This is a genomic window from Paenibacillus dendritiformis, assembly GCF_021654795.1.
Lineage (GTDB): Bacteria > Bacillota > Bacilli > Paenibacillales > Paenibacillaceae > Paenibacillus_B.
In genome coordinates this window covers 6115989-6132796 of the sequence record NZ_AP025344.1, presented here as the reverse complement: position 1 = coordinate 6132796, position 16808 = coordinate 6115989, and the positions used below count along the sequence as shown (strand labels likewise).

Below are 16808 nucleotides of genomic sequence, written 5' to 3'. Positions count from 1 at the left end.
TGCTCCGCAAGCCGGCATAGGAGCCACATTTCGAAGATTCGGGGTGGAACTATTTGTAGTGCCGAGCTGTTGCTCTTGGAACGCCAGCATATGGAAGCCGCGGCCGCGATCCTGGCCGAAGGCTTCAAGGAAGACGGATTGTATGTGCACTTGCTGCCTGATCCGTCGACCCGCGTGGAAGTGCTGAAGTTGTTTTTTCGAAATTATATCGAATTGTTGTATGATTACGGCGGCTTATATGCGACATCCGAGAACATGGAGGCCGTCGCGCTCATCTTCCGCTCGGAGCGGATGAGCGCGTCCTTGGCTTCCCGCGCGAGCTACGCATGGGGCGTTGTCCGGGCCGTCGCGAAGTCGTTGGGCATGTGCCGCTGCATCGGTCCGGCCCGCTTCCTGCGCGGCTTATCGGGCCTGCGCAGCATGAGCTCGGCCTGGCTGGCCTCATTGGGCGACCAGCCTTACCTGCATCTCGACATGCTCGTGGTACAGCCGCAATACCGGGGCCAGGGCTGGGTGCGGAAGATGATGTCCCCGCTGCTGGCCGAATGCCGCGAACGGGGAATCGCCTGTACCCTGGAGACGCAAAATCCGCGCAATGTCGGGCTGTATGAGCATTACGGCTTCACGGTCGTGGATACGATCCGGCTGCGGAAGAGCGACCTGAAGCAGTATTGCATGGTCTGTCTGCCCGGACGCGGCGGTTTGGCAGAACGGGAGTCCCGGCTATCCGGCAGCCATGCCGCAACGCGGCACAAGCCCTAATGCAACACAAGCCGTAACGCAATACAACAGTGAAGGTGTGAGGATAGAGGATGAAGCAGCATATTTTGCTGATTGAAGACGATCCCGGCATCGTGGAGATGGTGGGCAATCATTTGTCGAAGGAAGGATTCGCCGTCGCGGCGGCCGGCAATGGGGAGGAAGGCCTGACCCTCTTCGGCCAGCGTTCCTATGATATCGTCATCGTGGATCTGATGATGCCGAAGCTCGACGGGTACGAAGTGATTAAGCGGATACGGGAGCGAAGCTCGGTTCCGATTCTGATTATGTCGGCGAAGGACTGCGACGTGGACAAAGCGTTGGGGCTTGGCTTCGGCGCCGATGATTATGTGGCCAAGCCGTTCTCCTTGATTGAGCTGTCGGCCCGGGTGAAGGCGTCTATCCGGCGCGCCACCGAATATGCGCGGCCGGCCGAACCTGAGGAGCGCGTTGTCACCTATGGCCCGCTCAGCCTGTATGTAGACGGCTACCGCGCCACCAAGCAGGATCGGGAGATTAAGCTGACCTCGACCGAGTTCGAGCTGCTGAAGCTGTTCATGACGAATCCGAACCGGGTCTTCACGAAGGCTCAGATCTACGGCTTCGTCTGGGGCGACGACTATTTGGGCGACGAGAATGTCATTAATGTCCATATCCGCCGATTGCGGGAGAAGATCGAGGACGATCCTTCCCATCCGGTCTATATTACGACCCTATGGGGCATCGGTTACAAGTGGGAAGGGAAGTAAGATGATCATCCATCTCGTGTACGGCGCACTGATTGCCATTCTGCTCCTTCTCCTCTTGCTGCAATGGCGGGCGCGGCGGGTTCGAAGCGCCAAGCTCGCATATATCCATTCGAAGCTGCATCTCATATTGAGCGAGCCGACACGCGAGAAGCTGCTGGTCGTCACGAGCGATCCCGAACTGCGGCCGATCCTGATAGAGATCAACCGCCTCTTGAGCGAGAATCAGAAGGTAACGGCCCAATACAACCGCACGGAGCAGTCGATTCGCCGCATGCTGTCGAACATTTCCCATGATCTGAAGACGCCGCTAACCGTCATCCTTGGTTATATCGAGACGCTGAGCCTGGATCCCGATATGCCTGCGGAAGAGCGGCAGCGCTTATTGGAACGGGTGAATGAGAAGCTGCACGATGTGCTGAAGCTGATCCGCACCTTCTTCGATCTGGCGAAGCTGGAGTCGGGAGACAAGGAGCTGCCGCTGACCCGGCTGGATATCAATGAGGCCTGCCGGAAGAGCATGCTTCAGTTCTATGATACGCTGACTTCGCGAGGCTTCGATGTCGATATCGGAATCCCGGAGACACCGATGTATGCGCACGCGAACGAAGAGGCCCTGGAACGCATTCTGAACAATCTTATCTCGAACGCTATCCATCATGGCGGCGACGGCCAGGCGATCGGCATCCGGACCCGCGAGGAGGAAGGCTTCATTTTGATCGAGGTGTGGGACAGAGGCAAAGGCATTCAGGAGCTGCATCGCGATCGGGTATTTGAACGGATGTATACGATGGAGGATTCACGGAACAAATCCTTCGAAGGCAGCGGGCTCGGCCTGACGATTACGAAGCGGCTCGTGGAGCATATGGGCGGCGCCATTCATCTGGACAGCAAGCCGTATGAGAAGACCGTCTTCACGATTCGGCTGCGCGCTCTCACCTATTGATCTTCGCCTGCGGACAGACCGGAACGGCTGTCTGCGGGCTATGTGCCGTTTCTTAAGAAACTCGTAAGAATCAGGAAAGAAAAAAGAGAATTTCAGATTATACGATGGAAGCATAAGGCACATGAGCGAAGGGAGTTATTGCGATGACCTATGCATTGCGAACCTATCGGGTCACGAAAAGCTATCAAGGCAATGAAGTCGTGTCGGAAGTCAGCATGAATATCCGGCGGGGAGAAATCTACGGATTTCTCGGGCCGAACGGCGCCGGCAAGACGACCTTGATGAAAATGATGACGAATCTGGTCAAGCCGACCAGCGGCGAGATCGAAATTCTCGGGCAGAAGCTGACGGACACGTCCTATGAGCTGCTCGGACGGATGGGATCGATTATCGAATATCCAATCTTCTACGATAAGCTCACGGCGCGCGAGAATCTGGATTTGCACTGCGAATATATGGGCTACCATGACAAAAAGGCGATTGACGAGGCGCTGGAGCTGGTCAATCTGCGCGGCATCGACAAGAAAACGGTCAAGGACTTCTCCCTGGGGATGAAGCAGCGGCTTGGCATTGCCCGCGCCATCACGACGAAGCCGGAGCTGCTCCTGCTCGACGAGCCGATTAACGGACTCGATCCGATCGGCATCAAGGAGCTGCGGGATCTGTTCCGGATGCTGTCCCGCGAATACGGGATTACACTGCTCATTTCAAGCCATATGCTGGGGGAGATCGAGCAGATGGCCGATACGATCGGCGTCATCAATCATGGCAAGCTGCTCGCCGAGGTGGGAATGGCGGAAGTGAGGGAGCAGAACGCCGCCTATATCGAGATCGTCACGGCGAACAGCCAGCATGCGGTGTTCGTGCTGGAGAACAAGATGAACCTCACGAACCTTCGGTTGATGAACGAGCAGGTCATACGGGTATATGACACGGATCTGCCGCAGAACGAGATTGCGAAGACGCTGATCATGAACGAGGTCATTATCGAATCGATTCATAAGAAAAACCACTCCCTGGAAGACTACTTCCTCAATTTATTGAACGGAGGCGGCATCCATGCGTAACTTGATGAGGATGGAAATGAAAAAATATAAGATCGGCGGCTACATCCGCGGAGCCGTCATCGCCAGCGCCATCATCCTCCTCTTCATGCTGTTCGTCAGCTTCGTGCAGAAGGCGGAGGAGGGCGCTCCTGCCTTTACCAGCCTGCTTGAGGCATTCGACTTCGGCGTCACGATCGTGCGGGGGACCTTCATTGTGTTCGCGGCGGTGCTGCTCTCGCGCTTGGTCATCGAGGAATTCCGGAGCAAGTCGATTACGGTGCTGTTCATGTACCCGATCAGCCGTAAGAAGCTTATCGCGGCCAAGCTGGCGATTGTTGTCATTTTCACGTTCTGCGCCATCATCCTGTCTACCCTGTTCGTGACAAGCGGCTATTATCTCCTGAACCGGTGGCTTGATCTGGTGCCCGGGGGCCTGCCGTTATCGGCGCTCGCCTCCCAAGGCTTGAAGGCCTTCATCAATGCGATCGCCGCCAGCGGCATGGGACTGATCCCGCTATTCTTCGGGATGCGGAAGCATTCGGTCTCGGCGACCATCGTCTCTTCGATTCTGATGATGGCGATTATCACCTCCAGCACCAACGGGTTCTCGCTGGGGTCGATTATCTTCATTCCGCTGGCGTTGGCGGTTACCGGCGGGCTGATCGCTTACTTCACCATCCGCAATATTGAGCATGTCGATGTGACGACTTGATTTCGGGAGGAACGGGGCCGGGAGGCTGCGTTCCTCTTGGCGTATTCTCTCCACTGAACGACGGATGGCCAGGTCTATTCCTTCTCTTTCTCCCTTTCCATTTCCCTTAACCTCAGATCCCCTTTTCGCTTGCCCTTGCCGCTCCAGTTCAGGGTTAACCGTAGCCGAGCCTCCCAAAAAAGGGTAACATAGAAGCAGTAACCACGACGAAAACGAGGTGCTTCGATCTATGGACTTATCCCGTATTCATGCTCTCGCCCAAGCGATCAAACGCAATGTGCAGCAGGTTATCGTCGGCAAGGACGATACGCTGGACCGCATCTTCGTCGCTCTGTTCACCGGCGGCCACGTGCTGCTGGAGGACGTGCCGGGCACCGGCAAGACGCTGCTCGCCAAATCCATCGCCAAGTCGATCGACGGCACCTTCAAGCGCATTCAATTCACGCCCGATCTGCTGCCGACCGATCTGAGCGGAATGAATGTGTACAACCAGAAGCGGGGCGAATTCGAATTCCGGCCGGGCCCGGTCTTCACGAACCTGCTGCTCGCCGACGAGATTAACCGGGCGACCCCGCGCACCCAATCCAGCCTGCTGGAATGCATGGAAGAGCGCCAGGTCAGCATCGACGGCGTCACGACGCAGCTCGAAGAGCCGTTTATCGTGCTGGCGACACAGAATCCGCTCGACAACTTCGGCACCTTCCCGCTGCCGGAGGCCCAGTTGGACCGCTTCATGCTGAAGCTGAAGCTTGGCTATCCGACGTTCGAGGAAGGACTGCGCATCCTGTCGCGCTTCCGCACGGAGGATCCGATGCAGGAGCTTGCCCCGGTCGCGACGCGGGAGGACATCAAGGCGGCCCGGGCCGGATATACCCGGGTCCATGTGGACGATGCCATCCTCGAATATGTGCTCGGCATTGTCGAGCGGACGCGCAGCCACCCGGACATCGCCCTGGGAGCCAGCCCGCGGGCCAGCCAGGCGCTGCTTCGGGCCGTACAGGCCTATGCCGTCATCCGCGGGCGGGATTACGTATCGCCGGACGATGTGAAGGCGATGGCCGCTCCGGTGCTGGCGCACCGACTGCTGCTTCATCATGCGGCCGGATCACGGGATGAGCTCGCCGCTTCCGTCCTGGCCCAGATCGTAAGCCAGGTGCCGGTTCCGGCAGAAGCCCGCGCGGCGGAGTGACGCTCATGCCGCTGCACTGGTTGATTTTGTTCCTCGGCCTTGCGCTCGCAGCGCAGGGCATGCTGTATAGACGCTGGGCGCTGCGGCGGGTCTCTTATACCCGCACATTTTCGAAGCAAAAGCTGTTCGCTGGCGAGACGGTGGAGATGACGGAAACGATCGGCAACGACAAGCTGCTGCCGCTGCCCTGGGTCCGGCTCGAGTCGATGATGCCGAGCGCGCTTCGCTTCGGGAAGCAGCAGAATCTGGAGATGGACGTCGGGGAGCTCTCCCAGAACCATCGGAGCCTGTTCGCGCTGCAACCGTATACACGCGTGATTCGGCGTCATCAGATTACATGCGTCAAGCGGGGGATCTACCGGCTGGACAGCGTCACGATGACGGCGGGCGATCCGTTCGGCGTGTTCGATGCGGTGCGCCGGATTCCGCTGGGGCTGGAGCTGACCGTGTACCCGGCCCTCATCCCTCTGGATCAGCTTCCGCTGTCGACGAAGAGCTGGATTGGGGACATCCCTGTACGCCGCTGGATATTGGAGGACCCGTTCTGGAAATCTGGCGTCCGGCCGTACCGCCCGGGCGATACGCTCAAATCGGTGCATTGGAAGGCGACGGCCCGCACGAACAGTCTTCAAGTCCACAAGTTCGACTATACCGCCGACCGCAAGCTGATGATTCTGGTCAACTTCGAGACATCGGACGGGATGTGGTCGAAGGTGACGATTCCGGAGCAGGTCGAGAAGGCGCTCTCTTATGCGGCTTCCATCGCTCATGCGGCGGTGAAGCAGGGAATGGAGACGGGCGTCAGCTGCAACGGAAACTTGCCCGGCCATACTAGAGGGACCGCGCTGACCTTTTCGCCCGGAGCGGGAACGGTGCATTTGCACCGGCTGTTCGAATGGATGGCGAAGCTGGAGCTGGAACTGACGATGACATTCGACACCTTCCTTGCGCAGTGGGAGCCGGCGGGGGACACGGACTATATTATCGTGACGCCGCTGCCGCCTTCCCGCCAGGCGGAAGGGATCGCGAACCGTATGCGCATGCGCGGCAGCGCCGTGGAATGGCTCGTGCTGCCGAAGCTGGCCGCGAAGCCGGAGACGGAGGATGAGGAGGTGCGCCATGCTCAATAGCCGGGAAAAAGGGCGGGAACGAAGCCGGAATCAGAGCGGGGATCAGCATCGTGAAAGCAGCCGGGATCCGAATGGGGAGAACAATTGGGAACGAAAGCGCGGCCTCAACCGGGAATGCGGCCGGGGGTGGCATTGGAACCGGGGGCGAGGCTTTGGGATCTCGCTGCTGCGGGCGCTGCTTGATTATCTCATCCTGTTCCCGGTCCTGCTGCTGATCAGCGTGTATGCGGCGCCCGCTGAGGCCGGACCGCTGCTGTGGTACGGCCTATGGCCGGCCTGCGCGGCCGCGGGGACGGCGCTCCAGACTGCGGCCCGCTTCAAGCGGCTGCGCCTCTGGCTGCTGCTGTTGTTCGTGGCCGGCAGCGCTATGCTGGCGGCCGTAGTGCCGCTTCAGCTGCCGAATATAGCGGTGTATGCGGCCGGCTTTATCGTATTTGCAAGAGGGACGTCGGCTGTGGCGAACCGATCAGCGTTCGGAGATACCGTGCATTGGAATTGGGCGGCGCTCGGCATATATTTTCTTGTATTTGCGCTCTCTTTTTTCCGCCCGGAGCTGCATGCGCTGCAGCCGCATCTGGCCGCCGTCGGCGTGCTGTTCGTCTTCGGCACGCTCTGGCAGATGAACTGGGGGCAGCTGAACAAGGCCAATTACAGCGCGGAGGCCCGCGGCTCCGTTCCGGCTCAGGTGATGCGTCTTAATGCGTCCTATCTCATCCTGTTTTTCCTTGCGCTGGTGCTTATCGTCGCCTTCACTTTCGGGTCGGCGATGGACACGCTGATGGAGTGGACGCGCATGCTGCTCGGATGGATCTTCTCAGGGAGCGAGCAGATCGCCGTGGATGAGCCGCCGCCGCCGCAGGCCGCACCGCAGATGCCTCTATTCGGGGCCGATGCGAACGCCGAGCCGAGTTTGTTCTGGAAGCTGCTGGAGCGTGTCATTACCGTCGTCTTCTGGGTCGCCTTGGCTGTCGGGGCGCTGGCCGGAATGTGGTTTCTGCTGCGTTTCCTGATGAAAAAGCTGTTCCCGCGCGCCTGGGATGCGCTGCTGCGGTTTTTGCGCAAGCGGGAAGCGGAGCCGGAGGCGGCCGACTATGTCGACGAACAATCCTCCACGTTCGAATGGGAGAAGCTTCGCCGCCGCGTCATGAAGCCGTGGGCGCAGACCGAGCGCCGCTGGCGCCAGGAGCGCTATGACGACCTGAAGACGAATCGCGAGCGTGTCCGCTTCCTGTACCGGGAGCGGCTGCGCCAGGCGAGCGGGCAAGGGTATGAGCCTGACCCGGGCCGCACGCCGAAGGAGACGATGGAGCATCTTCGCCAATGGGAGGAGCGGGGAGCGGGGGGCGGTCAGGGCGGCGAGAGCGAGTTGGGCAAGACACACACCAAAGCCGCCAAGAGTGAGCTGAGCGATGGATACATTGAAGCCGCCAGAAGTGAGCCGGGCGAGGCATACGCCAGAGCCGCCAAGAGCGGGTTGGCTGGCGCCTGCACCGGTTTCGTCGAGAGCGAGCTGGGCGATGCCTACACCGAAGCCCGATACGGGAAGCGCGACATTCCGGATGAGACGGTGAACCGGCTGGCCCGTCAGATACGAGGCGGTGCGAAGTGAGGCAAGTTTATGAAAGGGAGCCCTGGCGGCTCTCTTTCGATTGTGAAATTCCTGCTATTTTACATCATTTTTGGTGCGCATAGGGTGAATTTAGGAAAAATCCTGCAAAATTACATTAATTTACGCCGATAAACGCTAGTCAAGCGACTTTGGTGCGAAATTGCTGCTCATTTGCAGGATTCCCTCGCATCCAGAGGGGCTCCTATGAGAAAACTGTAATTTTGCAGTATTTTTGGAGGGAAAACACGAATAGCACGCATCGCAAGCGAGGATATGGGAGGAAGCACATGCGCATACCAGTGTATACCTAGCGTACTGCAGACTCTTGCGAACACCAGCAGCACGAGCAGACATCCGCCACACCAACGAACACCAGCAGACCGTATCAGACACCCGAAGTAGCTAGTCCAACCTAGTCCCAACTCCTCCAACTAGCCCGCTCTGAACCGCCTTGACCTATGCAAAAAACCGCCAGGGCACACTGCCCTGACGGCCGTTTTTTACCGGCTGGTTTATACGTAATTGCGGCGAAAGCGGAGTCTCGCCGTCTTGCGCGGCACGATCGGGTGCCGCTCTACCTGCAGAATCGCTTCCAGCACCCGGGCTTGCGTATGCTGGCGTTCCGCCTGGGCACGGACGCTCATCCATTGCAGCGCTTCAGGACGGGAAGCGAAGGATGAGAGCTGGGACACGAGATCCTCCGGATCCTCGGCTTGGCAGGCCAGTCCCTTGCGGACCAGATAGCGGATATTGTCCTGCTCTTGGCCCGGCAGCGGCTTGTAGACCAGAAGCGGCAGCCGCTGGACGACCGCCTCGGTCGTCGTCACCCCGCCCGGCTTCGTAATTAACAGATCGGACATCGCCATATATTCGTGAACCGGCTGTACGTAGCCTTCGACCCGGATATGAAGCGGGGACGAGGCCGCCCATTCTTCAAGGTGTCGGCGCAGCCGCTCGTTCCGGCCGCAGATGACGATGAACTGAATGCCGGCTGCCCAGTCGGCTTCTTCCATGGCGCGGAAGAAATCGGGATCGAGCAGGCCGCAGCCGCCGCCCATCAGCAGCACGGTCATCCGCTCCGGATCCAGGCCGTAGCGGCGGCGCAGCGCCACTTTGTCATAGGTTCCGTAGAACTCCGGCCGAACCGGGATGCCGGACACCTCGATCCGGCTGGCGGGAATGCCCTGTCCGGCGAGCTTGGCCCGGGCCTCCTCCGAACCGACCAGATAGCGGTCGGTATGGGGGTGAATCCAGAAGCTGTGATCGGTATGGTCGGTAATGACTGTCACCAGGCCGCATTGCACAGCTCCGCGCTCCTTCAGGCGGGATACCGCCGCGCTGGCCGCCGGGAACGTGCTGACGATAATCGTCGGCTGCAGCTCGCGAATCAGCTTGATGAGCGGACGCAGACTCGTCAGCGGAACATTTTTAATCAGCTGGGAGAAGCGATGATCCCGGCGTGTCATCTCGAACAGAAAGCCGTACATATTCGGGAACATTTTCAACCATTGCACGAAGCAGTATGAACCGACCGTGTGCAGATGCGGCGACACCTGTTCCAAGTAATCGACGACATGCACTTCCGCTTCCTGCGGGCACCAGGTGCGGGCCGCTTCCCGAATCGCGTGAGCCGCCTGCAGATGGCCGTGGCCGAGCGATCCTGCGAGAACGAGCACCTTCTCCTTCGGCTGTTTACCGTAACCCCGATCATACATGTTTCCTAACATCTCCCTTTATTTATAACTTCACCATCTCTGGCTACTTCTTCTCTCTGAATGTTGTTACTCTTATCGTATCCGAAAAGGGACGGACTGGAAATGGACTGGAGTGCGGTTGTGATCCTAGACCTTTGGCGGGTCTTGGACCTAGCTCCTATCAACATACAACCTCCATCATAGAATAAAAATGATGAGAAAAGGTTGAAAATTTATAAGATTTTCAAATGATACCATCAGAAGAACCGTTAGTCAGCCCGTATCATCCTATTATACAAGTGGAATGGGACATCTCCCTAGATAACTATATTCGGGGCAGGAGAGACGTATGCAGAGGTAAAATATGAAGGATTTGTTGAACTCCATACCACGGCGGTGGAATAGGACAACGGACAAGGGGGCCGACGGCCCCCTTCCTATGTATAGCTAACCCACCGCTCAGTCGTTGGCGGCTGCCTTACCCGCGGCGGATGCGGGCACGGAGGCTTCCGATCCGAACAGGCCGCTTCGGTAGAAGAGGACGAGAGCCGTTAACATGGCGATCAATACCATCAGACCGACGCTCCGGAACCCGCCGAACCGGACATACAGCCCGCCGGCTATGGCCGCCCCGGCCGTAGTACCCATATACATCACCGAGTTCGCGAGAGAAGAAAGGGTGCCTCTCATCTGTATGTCTATCGACTGCAGGGTGTTCATAATAAGCGGAAACGCCAGTCCCCCGCAAAAGGACGAAAGAAGCAGCAGCGGAAGGACAGCCCAAATGGCGTGCATCATCGGCGCTGCCGCGAACAGAAGGCCGATGGCCAGTGCGGCCGCAGTCCATGATCTCTTGGGTCCCAAGACAGCCGTAATCCGGCTTCCGCACAAGCCTCCCGCCAAGTTTCCGGCTCCGTATGCGATCATGAGAACACCGATTTGCGCGACATCCAGGCCAAATTCATCGCCCATCCAATTTCCGATAAAGGTGAAGGAGCCGAATGTACCGAAGAAATAAAAGAAATGGGCCATAAACGCGTACCGGCTCTCCGATTTTCCGAGAATCCGTTGATAGGAGGCGACGATCGACAGCCGTTTCGAGGCAGTCCCGGCAGGCTGGATGGCAGGCATTGACGCGGCAATCCAGGCGATCACCGGCAGGGTCAGCAAGCCGACCGCGAAGAACGGAAACCGCCAGCTCTGATGCGCCAGCAAGCCGCCGAGCGGAATGCCCAGGACCTGGGCCAGGGACAGGCCGGCCGTCGCCCAGCCCATCGTCTTGAGCACGAGCGGGCCTGCTACCGTCTGGGGAATCGAAGCCCATACCTGCGGAGTGGTGATGGCGGCGGCAACACCGGCCAGAAAGCGAAACAGGAACATCGTGTTGAACCCGTGGGCGGTACCGCACAGAGCCGTGCACACCGCAAAAGCGGCAAGCCCGGCAATCAGCACCTTTTTCCGGTTCATTCGTTCGGTCAACGGTCCGGCGATCAGCGCTGTAACCGCATAACCGAGCGAGTAAGCGGACATGAGCCAACCGGACGTGTCGGCCCCGATGCCAAATTCTATACGGAGCGTTGGAAGCAGAGGAGACATGATAAAGATGTCGATACCAATGGTGAACATAATGGCGGCGAACAAGTATTTCATTTGCAATGGAGAAAACCCCTTTCGTGATGGTAGAGAGTCATGCATGCCTCATATTCGATAGTTCGATAATATTCGAACAATTGAAATATGTCAATGCCAGGCTTATAATAGAAGCATGAGAAACTTATATCATCCACCTGCGGAAGAAATTCAACTGACGGCGGTGCTGTACGCGTTAAGCGATCCGATCCGCCTGGAGATGATCCGTTTTATCGGCCAATACGGGGAGACCCGATGCGGCGACATGGGGATAGATATCCCGAAGTCGACGATGTCGCATCACTTCAAGGTTCTTCGGGAATCGGGGGTAACCCGGACACGCATATCCGGAACTCAGCGGCTCATGTCTCTGCGGAAGGAGGAGCTGGAGGCCAGGTTCCCGGGGCTTCTCCAGTCGGTGATGGGGGCGTACGGCAAGGAGAAGGAAGAGGAGTAACATACAATAAGGCTGCTTAGGACCTTGCGTCCAGGCAGCCTTATTTCACACTTCTCAATCCATCCCCGCCGTTCTCTCCCTCTGTACGGCGCGCTCCCTGCTTCGCCTTCGCGCCGGGCCGAACAACTGCTCGCTCCATCGCGAGAGCAGGGTCAGCGTCTTGGCATCGACGAACCGCTCGAAGAGATGGGCTGCGGCGAATATGACCGGCAGCGTCATCAGCATCGTCAGCAGGACGCTCATCCCGTAAGGCAGCGCGGAATGGAGCTGCAAGAAGATATAACTGCCGAGGGAACAAATGATCGTAAAATGGACGAGATACAGCGAAAACGAGATTTTGCCCAAATAGGCGAACGGCTTGCGGTTGAACAACGTCTGCATCGGGCCGGGGTTCAAGAGGGCCGTCAGGATTAGGAACGATCCGATGACATGATAGAACTCGAAGAAGGAGAAGCCGGGCGCTTCCCATACGAGAATGGAATAAATGGTTCCCTGCGGAGCCCAATAGGGGTACGAGCCCAGATAAATGCCAGCGATAACGAATACCGCGATGATCCAGGGGCGGTTGAGGGCCGCCAGCCAATTCCGGCCGCTATGCTTGAGATCGCTCAATAGCATGCCCAGCACGAAGCCCAAATAGTAGGAGTCGATCCAGTGCCAGATCAGGAGCGCATAGACGGCGAACCGAAGCTTGCGCTTCCCGAGCAGCAGCAGGAATGCAAAGATCAAAAAGGACCCGAACAGCTCGTATGTCATCGTCCAGAGCACGGGGTTGTATTCCGAGCCATAGGTGAAGAAGGTATCGAACAGGCTTTCCTTTATCATCACCCATGCGCTGGTATCCGCCGCGAACGGATCGGGCATGGAGGACAGGGTGATTCCCTGAATGTCATCATAGAATCCGAACCCGGCGAGGATCGCCAAATAAGCCACAACCACAGACAGCAAGGCGGGCACGGCCAAGCGGAAATATCTTCGAGCCGCGGAAGAGCAGACATGCAGGCGGTCAGCAGTCTGAAAATACCGGTAACTCAGGACGTATCCGCTCAGCACGAAGAACAGGCATACGGAAAAGTTGCCGTTGAACAGCAGATTGATTGGGGTCTGCGCGGCGGCAGCTTCGAAGGCGAAATGCGCTATCTCCGGCTTGCCCTCAAAGACAGACGGAAGAAAGACCTGAAAGAAGTGGCTTATCACCACGATGCAAGCCGCCAACCCTCTTACGCCGTCCAAGTATACAATTTTCGACTTCATGGGCGTCTCCACTCCTCCATCACGGCATTGCTCCTTTTTATTACTTTTATTGTAATCTCTTTTTGAAGCAAGATGTTTAAATTTTTGAATACAGTCATAGGAAAACAGTTGCAAGGAGAAGAAGTATTCGAAGGGTAGAGCGCATAGGCGGATACGAAGGAGTGAATATCAATGGCGCTTCAATGGAACATAGCAGATATTGAAGAATTGACTCGTTCCGGCATTATTTATTTTAATTCCAAGATGGAAATGTTGGAGGGCTTGCCCTGCAAAATGTACCGATTGACGGCCCAACCGAGCTTAATGACCCATTGCCACGACTATTTTCAGATCTGGTATGTCGCCCGAGGAGCCTTCCATCATACGGTGAGCGGCGAGCGGTTCGCGATTGCGGCGGGAGACATTTTTGTCGTCTCTCCGTTCACATTGCATAGCGTGGAGATTCCTTCGGGGCAGGAGCTTGAAATCTACGGCTGTGAATTTATGCCCTCCTTTATCAACGAACGGTTGGAAGAGAAGCCGGCAGATCATGCTTTTTTTGATGTCGCCTATATAGAGTATTTTTTGCGAAGGGAGACAAACATCCAGTCCAAAATAACGCTGGAGAACGTGATCGAGGTCAGGGTTCGAAATCTGATGAGGGAGATGCTGGCGGAGTACGAGAGGCGATCTCCCTTTTTTCAGATCCTGTTGAAGGCGAACCTGCTGCTGCTGCTGTCCATCCTGGTCCGGCAGGTGAATCGGGAACTGGTCGATGCGGGATTTGAGAAATCGGAAAAATATAAAAATATTATGACCGGGGTGATCGAGTACATCCATACGAACTACTGCGAAAATTTGAAGCTCGACACGCTTTGCTCGATCGCGAATCTGTCGCGGTCGACCTTTTGCGGGCTGTTCAAGGAATGGACAGGCAAGACGTTCAACCGTTACGTCACCGATCTTCGCATCTTTCACGCCATCGGCATGCTGATGCGGCCGGAGCTGTCCGTTACGGATGTGTGCTACTCTACGGGCTTTAACGAGCTCTCCTATTTTTGCAGAATCTTCAAAAAATATACGGGCATCTCCCCTACCTATTTCCGCAAGCAAGCATTGCAGTCAAATCATGACAATCATACGATAATCCCACTTATACAGCCAAAAGTGAAATGAAATAAAGCGTTTACATGCTACCATATGGGTACTTGTTAGCCTAACAGGGTCGCAGACGGTTGTTCGATTCACCATTACAGGGGGATGAAGTATGAGAAGAAAATCGTTGATGTGGTGTCTTGCTCTCATTCTCATGATTTCGATTGTATCCGGATGCTCTGGCGGCAATTCTCAAAATGCGGACGGCAGCTCCCGGAATAAGGGGGGCGAAGCCGGCGGGACAGACAACGGTTCTTCCGCGGACGCGGCAGAGCTCAGCTTCTGGTACGGATGGACCGGGCCGGAAGGCGAAGCGATGGAGAAGCTGATCGCCAAGTGGAATGCGGCCAATCCCGGCATCCAGGTGAAGGGGCTGTCTCAGAGCGATTATCAGAAGCAGCTTACGGCGATTACCGGCGGCAATCCTCCGGATATCGCCTCGCAATTCGGCCAGAACGTAGCGCCTTGGGGGCTGCGGGGCGCGATGATGCCGTTGGATGATTATATTGCGAAGGATGGCGTCGATCTGCAAGATTTCGTTCCGGCGGCATTAAGCACGTCGCAGTATGAGGGCAAGACCTATGCCATTCCGATGGCGATGCATGTGTCGATGCTGTTCTATAACAAAGACATCTTGGCCGAGGCGGGCTTCGACGGCCCTCCGGCGACGATCGGCGAGCTGAAGGAATACATCAAGGCGCTGAGCATCGTGGAGGACGGGGGACGCCTGCAGCGTCTGGGACTATGGCCGGGAATGGATGCGTACACCTTCGCCTATGCCTACAGCGGTTCATTCTACGATGCCGAAGCGAAGCAGGTGACGCCGGATCATCCGGGCGTGAAAGCGGCCATTGAGCTATCCAAGAGCATCTGGGATCAATACGGCTCCGACAATCTGGATCGGTTCTCTTCCGGTCTTGGCCAATATATGTCCGCCCAGAACCCGTTCTTCTCCGGCAAGTATGCGATGACGATCGACGGCGAATGGCTGCCGACCTTCATTAAGCAATTCGCGCCGGATCTGAACTACGGCATTGCCCCGATTCCGTATGATGAGAACCATCCGGAGATGAAGAATCCGGGAAATGTCGCCACGAGCGTGTTCTACATTCCGAAGGGCGCGAAGCATCCGGATGCCTCCTGGAAGTTCCTGAAGTGGATGACCGAGCCGGAGCAAATGGCGGAATTCACGGCGGCAATCGGAAATCTCCCGACGAGAACATCCGCGTTCAAGAACCCGCTCTACAATGACGTGCCGGGATTCAAGGAGTTCCTGGATTACTCGACAAGCAGCAACCTGAAGTCCTTCCCTGCCACTTCCTTCGCGAATGAATATATGACCGAGTTCGGCGTTCAGTATGATGCCATTCTGCGAGGCAGCATCAGCCTGGAGGAAGGCTTGAAGAAGGTCAAGGACAAGATTCAGCCGCTCGTGAAATAAACTGCTCGCGCATGGCTCCGGTCCGCTGCGGCAATAGCCAGGGATCGCTTCGGATCGGAGCCGGCATTGGCCTGACGAGACATGCTGACGAAAGGAGAGCCGCGAAGATGAGAGTCTCCACGCCCGAGATGCGACAGGGGAGGAGAGCCGGTTGGTCGAAGAAGGAGCGTCATTATGTCTATCTTGGCCTGGCATTCGCTTCCCCCTGGATTATCGGTTTTCTCGTGTTTACCGTATACCCGTTCTTCGGATCCCTTTATTTCAGTCTGACGGACTATGATCTGTTCAGCCCCCCGAGATGGGTCGGTCTGGACAACTACAAGCAGATCATCGCCGACAGCGGCTTCTACAAGTCGCTGGGCAACACGTTTTTCATGGCGTTTATATCCGTGCCGATTACGTTAACATGCTCCCTGCTGATCGCGCTGCTGCTGAACACGAAAGTGAAAGGCATCAACTACTACCGGACGATATTTTATTTGCCGTCGGTCATTCCGATCGTCGCCAGCGCGCTGCTGTGGACGTGGATGCTCAACCCGGACTTCGGCCTGATCAATATGGCGCTGCGCGCGCTCGGGCTCCCTGATCCCGCCTGGCTGCTCGATCCGCGGTATACGAAGCCGTCGCTGATTCTGATGAGCTTATGGGGCTCCGGGGCGGGTGCCTTGATTTTCCTGGCAGCCCTGCAGGGCGTGCCGAAGCAATATTATGAGGCGGCGCAAGTGGACGGCGCCAACTGGTGGCACCGCTTTTGGAGAATTACCGTTCCGGCCCTGTCGCCGATTATTTTGTTCCAGCTCATCATGGGCCTGATTGGCGCATTCCAGATCTTTACGGAGTCCTACATTTTGGCCGGGGGGAAGGTGGACGGAGGCAAATCGCTGGGCGGACCGGATCAGTCCTTGTTATTTTACGCAGTCAATCTGTATCAGGAAGCGTTCGTTTATTTGAAGATGGGCTACGCTTCGGCGCTGGCCTGGATTTTATTCCTGATCGTATTGCTGATTACATTCGTGCTCTTGAAGACATCGGGCCGCTGGGTCTATTACGGAGGTGATTAAG

At 57.0% G+C, this 16808-nt stretch carries 15 protein-coding genes; 12 read left to right on the top strand and 3 right to left on the bottom strand.

Annotated elements, in window-relative coordinates:
* The first annotated feature begins 75 nt into the window (after positions 1 to 75).
* The 8 genes from L6439_RS27205 to L6439_RS27170 all read left to right on the top strand — a co-directional run bounded on the left by L6439_RS27205 (position 76) and on the right by L6439_RS27170 (position 8137).
* A complete protein-coding gene (locus tag L6439_RS27205; RefSeq protein WP_237096669.1) occupies positions 76 to 762 on the top strand; it encodes a GNAT family N-acetyltransferase in 687 nt (228 codons plus the stop codon).
* 50 nt (positions 763 to 812) lie between these two features.
* The gene (locus L6439_RS27200) at positions 813 to 1508 is read left to right on the top strand and encodes a response regulator transcription factor (protein ID WP_269155963.1); all 696 of its coding nucleotides are present in this window, start codon (positions 813 to 815) and stop codon (positions 1506 to 1508) included.
* 1 nt (position 1509) lies between these two features.
* A complete protein-coding gene (locus tag L6439_RS27195; RefSeq protein ID WP_269155962.1) occupies positions 1510 to 2451 on the top strand; it encodes a sensor histidine kinase in 942 nt (313 codons plus the stop codon).
* A 143-nt stretch (positions 2452 to 2594) separates the two neighbouring features.
* Positions 2595 to 3518 carry an ABC transporter ATP-binding protein gene (locus L6439_RS27190; protein ID WP_213470949.1) on the top strand — a complete coding sequence of 308 codons (924 nt, stop codon included), beginning with the start codon at positions 2595 to 2597 and terminating at the stop codon, positions 3516 to 3518.
* Positions 3519 to 3534: 16 nt separating this feature from the next.
* Positions 3535 to 4209: an ABC transporter permease gene (locus L6439_RS27185; RefSeq protein ID WP_237096668.1), complete on the top strand. Its 675-nt coding sequence runs from the start codon at positions 3535 to 3537 to the stop codon at positions 4207 to 4209.
* 229 nt (positions 4210 to 4438) lie between these two features.
* Entirely contained in the window at positions 4439 to 5398 is a 960-nt protein-coding gene (locus L6439_RS27180; RefSeq protein WP_213470945.1) for an AAA family ATPase, read from the top strand.
* A gap of 5 nt (positions 5399 to 5403) precedes the next feature.
* Positions 5404 to 6528, top strand: a complete 1125-nt coding sequence (locus L6439_RS27175) for a DUF58 domain-containing protein (protein ID WP_213470943.1) — start codon at positions 5404 to 5406, stop codon at positions 6526 to 6528.
* Positions 6518 to 8137: a DUF4129 domain-containing protein gene (locus tag L6439_RS27170; RefSeq protein ID WP_213470941.1), complete on the top strand. Its 1620-nt coding sequence runs from the start codon at positions 6518 to 6520 to the stop codon at positions 8135 to 8137. Before L6439_RS27175 ends, L6439_RS27170 begins: the two co-directional genes overlap by 11 nt.
* Before the next feature lie 512 nt (positions 8138 to 8649).
* Here the strand turns inward: L6439_RS27170 and L6439_RS27165 are convergent.
* Complete coding sequence (locus L6439_RS27165; protein ID WP_213470939.1) at positions 8650 to 9852, bottom strand: MGDG synthase family glycosyltransferase; 1203 nt, start codon at positions 9850 to 9852, stop codon at positions 8650 to 8652.
* A 438-nt stretch (positions 9853 to 10290) separates the two neighbouring features.
* On the bottom strand, positions 10291 to 11481 hold the full coding sequence (locus tag L6439_RS27160) for an MFS transporter (RefSeq protein ID WP_237096970.1): 1191 nt from the start codon (positions 11479 to 11481) through the stop codon (positions 10291 to 10293).
* A gap of 115 nt (positions 11482 to 11596) precedes the next feature.
* On the opposite strand from L6439_RS27160, the gene L6439_RS27155 reads away from it, so the two are divergent.
* Positions 11597 to 11917, top strand: coding sequence for an ArsR/SmtB family transcription factor (locus L6439_RS27155; protein ID WP_168181117.1), 321 nt, complete (start codon positions 11597 to 11599; stop codon positions 11915 to 11917).
* A gap of 54 nt (positions 11918 to 11971) precedes the next feature.
* On the opposite strand, the gene L6439_RS27150 is transcribed toward L6439_RS27155, so the two are convergent.
* Positions 11972 to 13171 carry an acyltransferase family protein gene (locus L6439_RS27150; RefSeq protein ID WP_213470937.1) on the bottom strand — a complete coding sequence of 400 codons (1200 nt, stop codon included), beginning with the start codon at positions 13169 to 13171 and terminating at the stop codon, positions 11972 to 11974.
* A 171-nt stretch (positions 13172 to 13342) separates the two neighbouring features.
* On the opposite strand from L6439_RS27150, the gene L6439_RS27145 reads away from it, so the two are divergent.
* The 3 genes from L6439_RS27145 to L6439_RS27135 all read left to right on the top strand — a co-directional run bounded on the left by L6439_RS27145 (position 13343) and on the right by L6439_RS27135 (position 16807).
* Positions 13343 to 14326, top strand: a complete 984-nt coding sequence (locus L6439_RS27145; RefSeq protein WP_213470935.1) for a helix-turn-helix transcriptional regulator — start codon at positions 13343 to 13345, stop codon at positions 14324 to 14326.
* A gap of 91 nt (positions 14327 to 14417) precedes the next feature.
* Positions 14418 to 15746 (top strand): ABC transporter substrate-binding protein, encoded by a 1329-nt coding sequence (locus L6439_RS27140; RefSeq protein ID WP_213470933.1) that lies wholly within the window; start codon positions 14418 to 14420, stop codon positions 15744 to 15746.
* Between the two features lie 107 nt (positions 15747 to 15853).
* Positions 15854 to 16807: a carbohydrate ABC transporter permease gene (locus L6439_RS27135; protein ID WP_213470931.1), complete on the top strand. Its 954-nt coding sequence runs from the start codon at positions 15854 to 15856 to the stop codon at positions 16805 to 16807.
* The last annotated feature ends 1 nt before the right edge of the window (position 16808 follow it).

What these genes read in the sequence shown, in the direction of transcription:
- L6439_RS27200 (WP_269155963.1), top strand. Translation starts at nt 813, where the DNA reads ATGAAGCAGCATATTTTGCTGATTGAAGACGATCCCGGCATCGTGGAG.
- L6439_RS27195 (WP_269155962.1), top strand. Translation starts at nt 1,510, where the DNA reads ATGATCATCCATCTCGTGTACGGCGCACTGATTGCCATTCTGCTCCTT.
- L6439_RS27190 (WP_213470949.1), top strand. Translation starts at nt 2,595, where the DNA reads ATGACCTATGCATTGCGAACCTATCGGGTCACGAAAAGCTATCAAGGC.
- L6439_RS27185 (WP_237096668.1), top strand. Translation starts at nt 3,535, where the DNA reads ATGAAAAAATATAAGATCGGCGGCTACATCCGCGGAGCCGTCATCGCC.
- L6439_RS27180 (WP_213470945.1), top strand. Translation starts at nt 4,439, where the DNA reads ATGGACTTATCCCGTATTCATGCTCTCGCCCAAGCGATCAAACGCAAT.
- L6439_RS27175 (WP_213470943.1), top strand. Translation starts at nt 5,404, where the DNA reads ATGCCGCTGCACTGGTTGATTTTGTTCCTCGGCCTTGCGCTCGCAGCG.
- L6439_RS27170 (WP_213470941.1), top strand. Translation starts at nt 6,518, where the DNA reads ATGCTCAATAGCCGGGAAAAAGGGCGGGAACGAAGCCGGAATCAGAGC.
- L6439_RS27165 (WP_213470939.1), bottom strand. Translation starts at nt 9,852, where the DNA reads ATGTATGATCGGGGTTACGGTAAACAGCCGAAGGAGAAGGTGCTCGTT.
- L6439_RS27160 (WP_237096970.1), bottom strand. Translation starts at nt 11,481, where the DNA reads ATGAAATACTTGTTCGCCGCCATTATGTTCACCATTGGTATCGACATC.
- L6439_RS27155 (WP_168181117.1), top strand. Translation starts at nt 11,597, where the DNA reads ATGAGAAACTTATATCATCCACCTGCGGAAGAAATTCAACTGACGGCG.
- L6439_RS27150 (WP_213470937.1), bottom strand. Translation starts at nt 13,171, where the DNA reads ATGAAGTCGAAAATTGTATACTTGGACGGCGTAAGAGGGTTGGCGGCT.
- L6439_RS27145 (WP_213470935.1), top strand. Translation starts at nt 13,343, where the DNA reads ATGGCGCTTCAATGGAACATAGCAGATATTGAAGAATTGACTCGTTCC.
- L6439_RS27140 (WP_213470933.1), top strand. Translation starts at nt 14,418, where the DNA reads ATGAGAAGAAAATCGTTGATGTGGTGTCTTGCTCTCATTCTCATGATT.
- L6439_RS27135 (WP_213470931.1), top strand. Translation starts at nt 15,854, where the DNA reads ATGAGAGTCTCCACGCCCGAGATGCGACAGGGGAGGAGAGCCGGTTGG.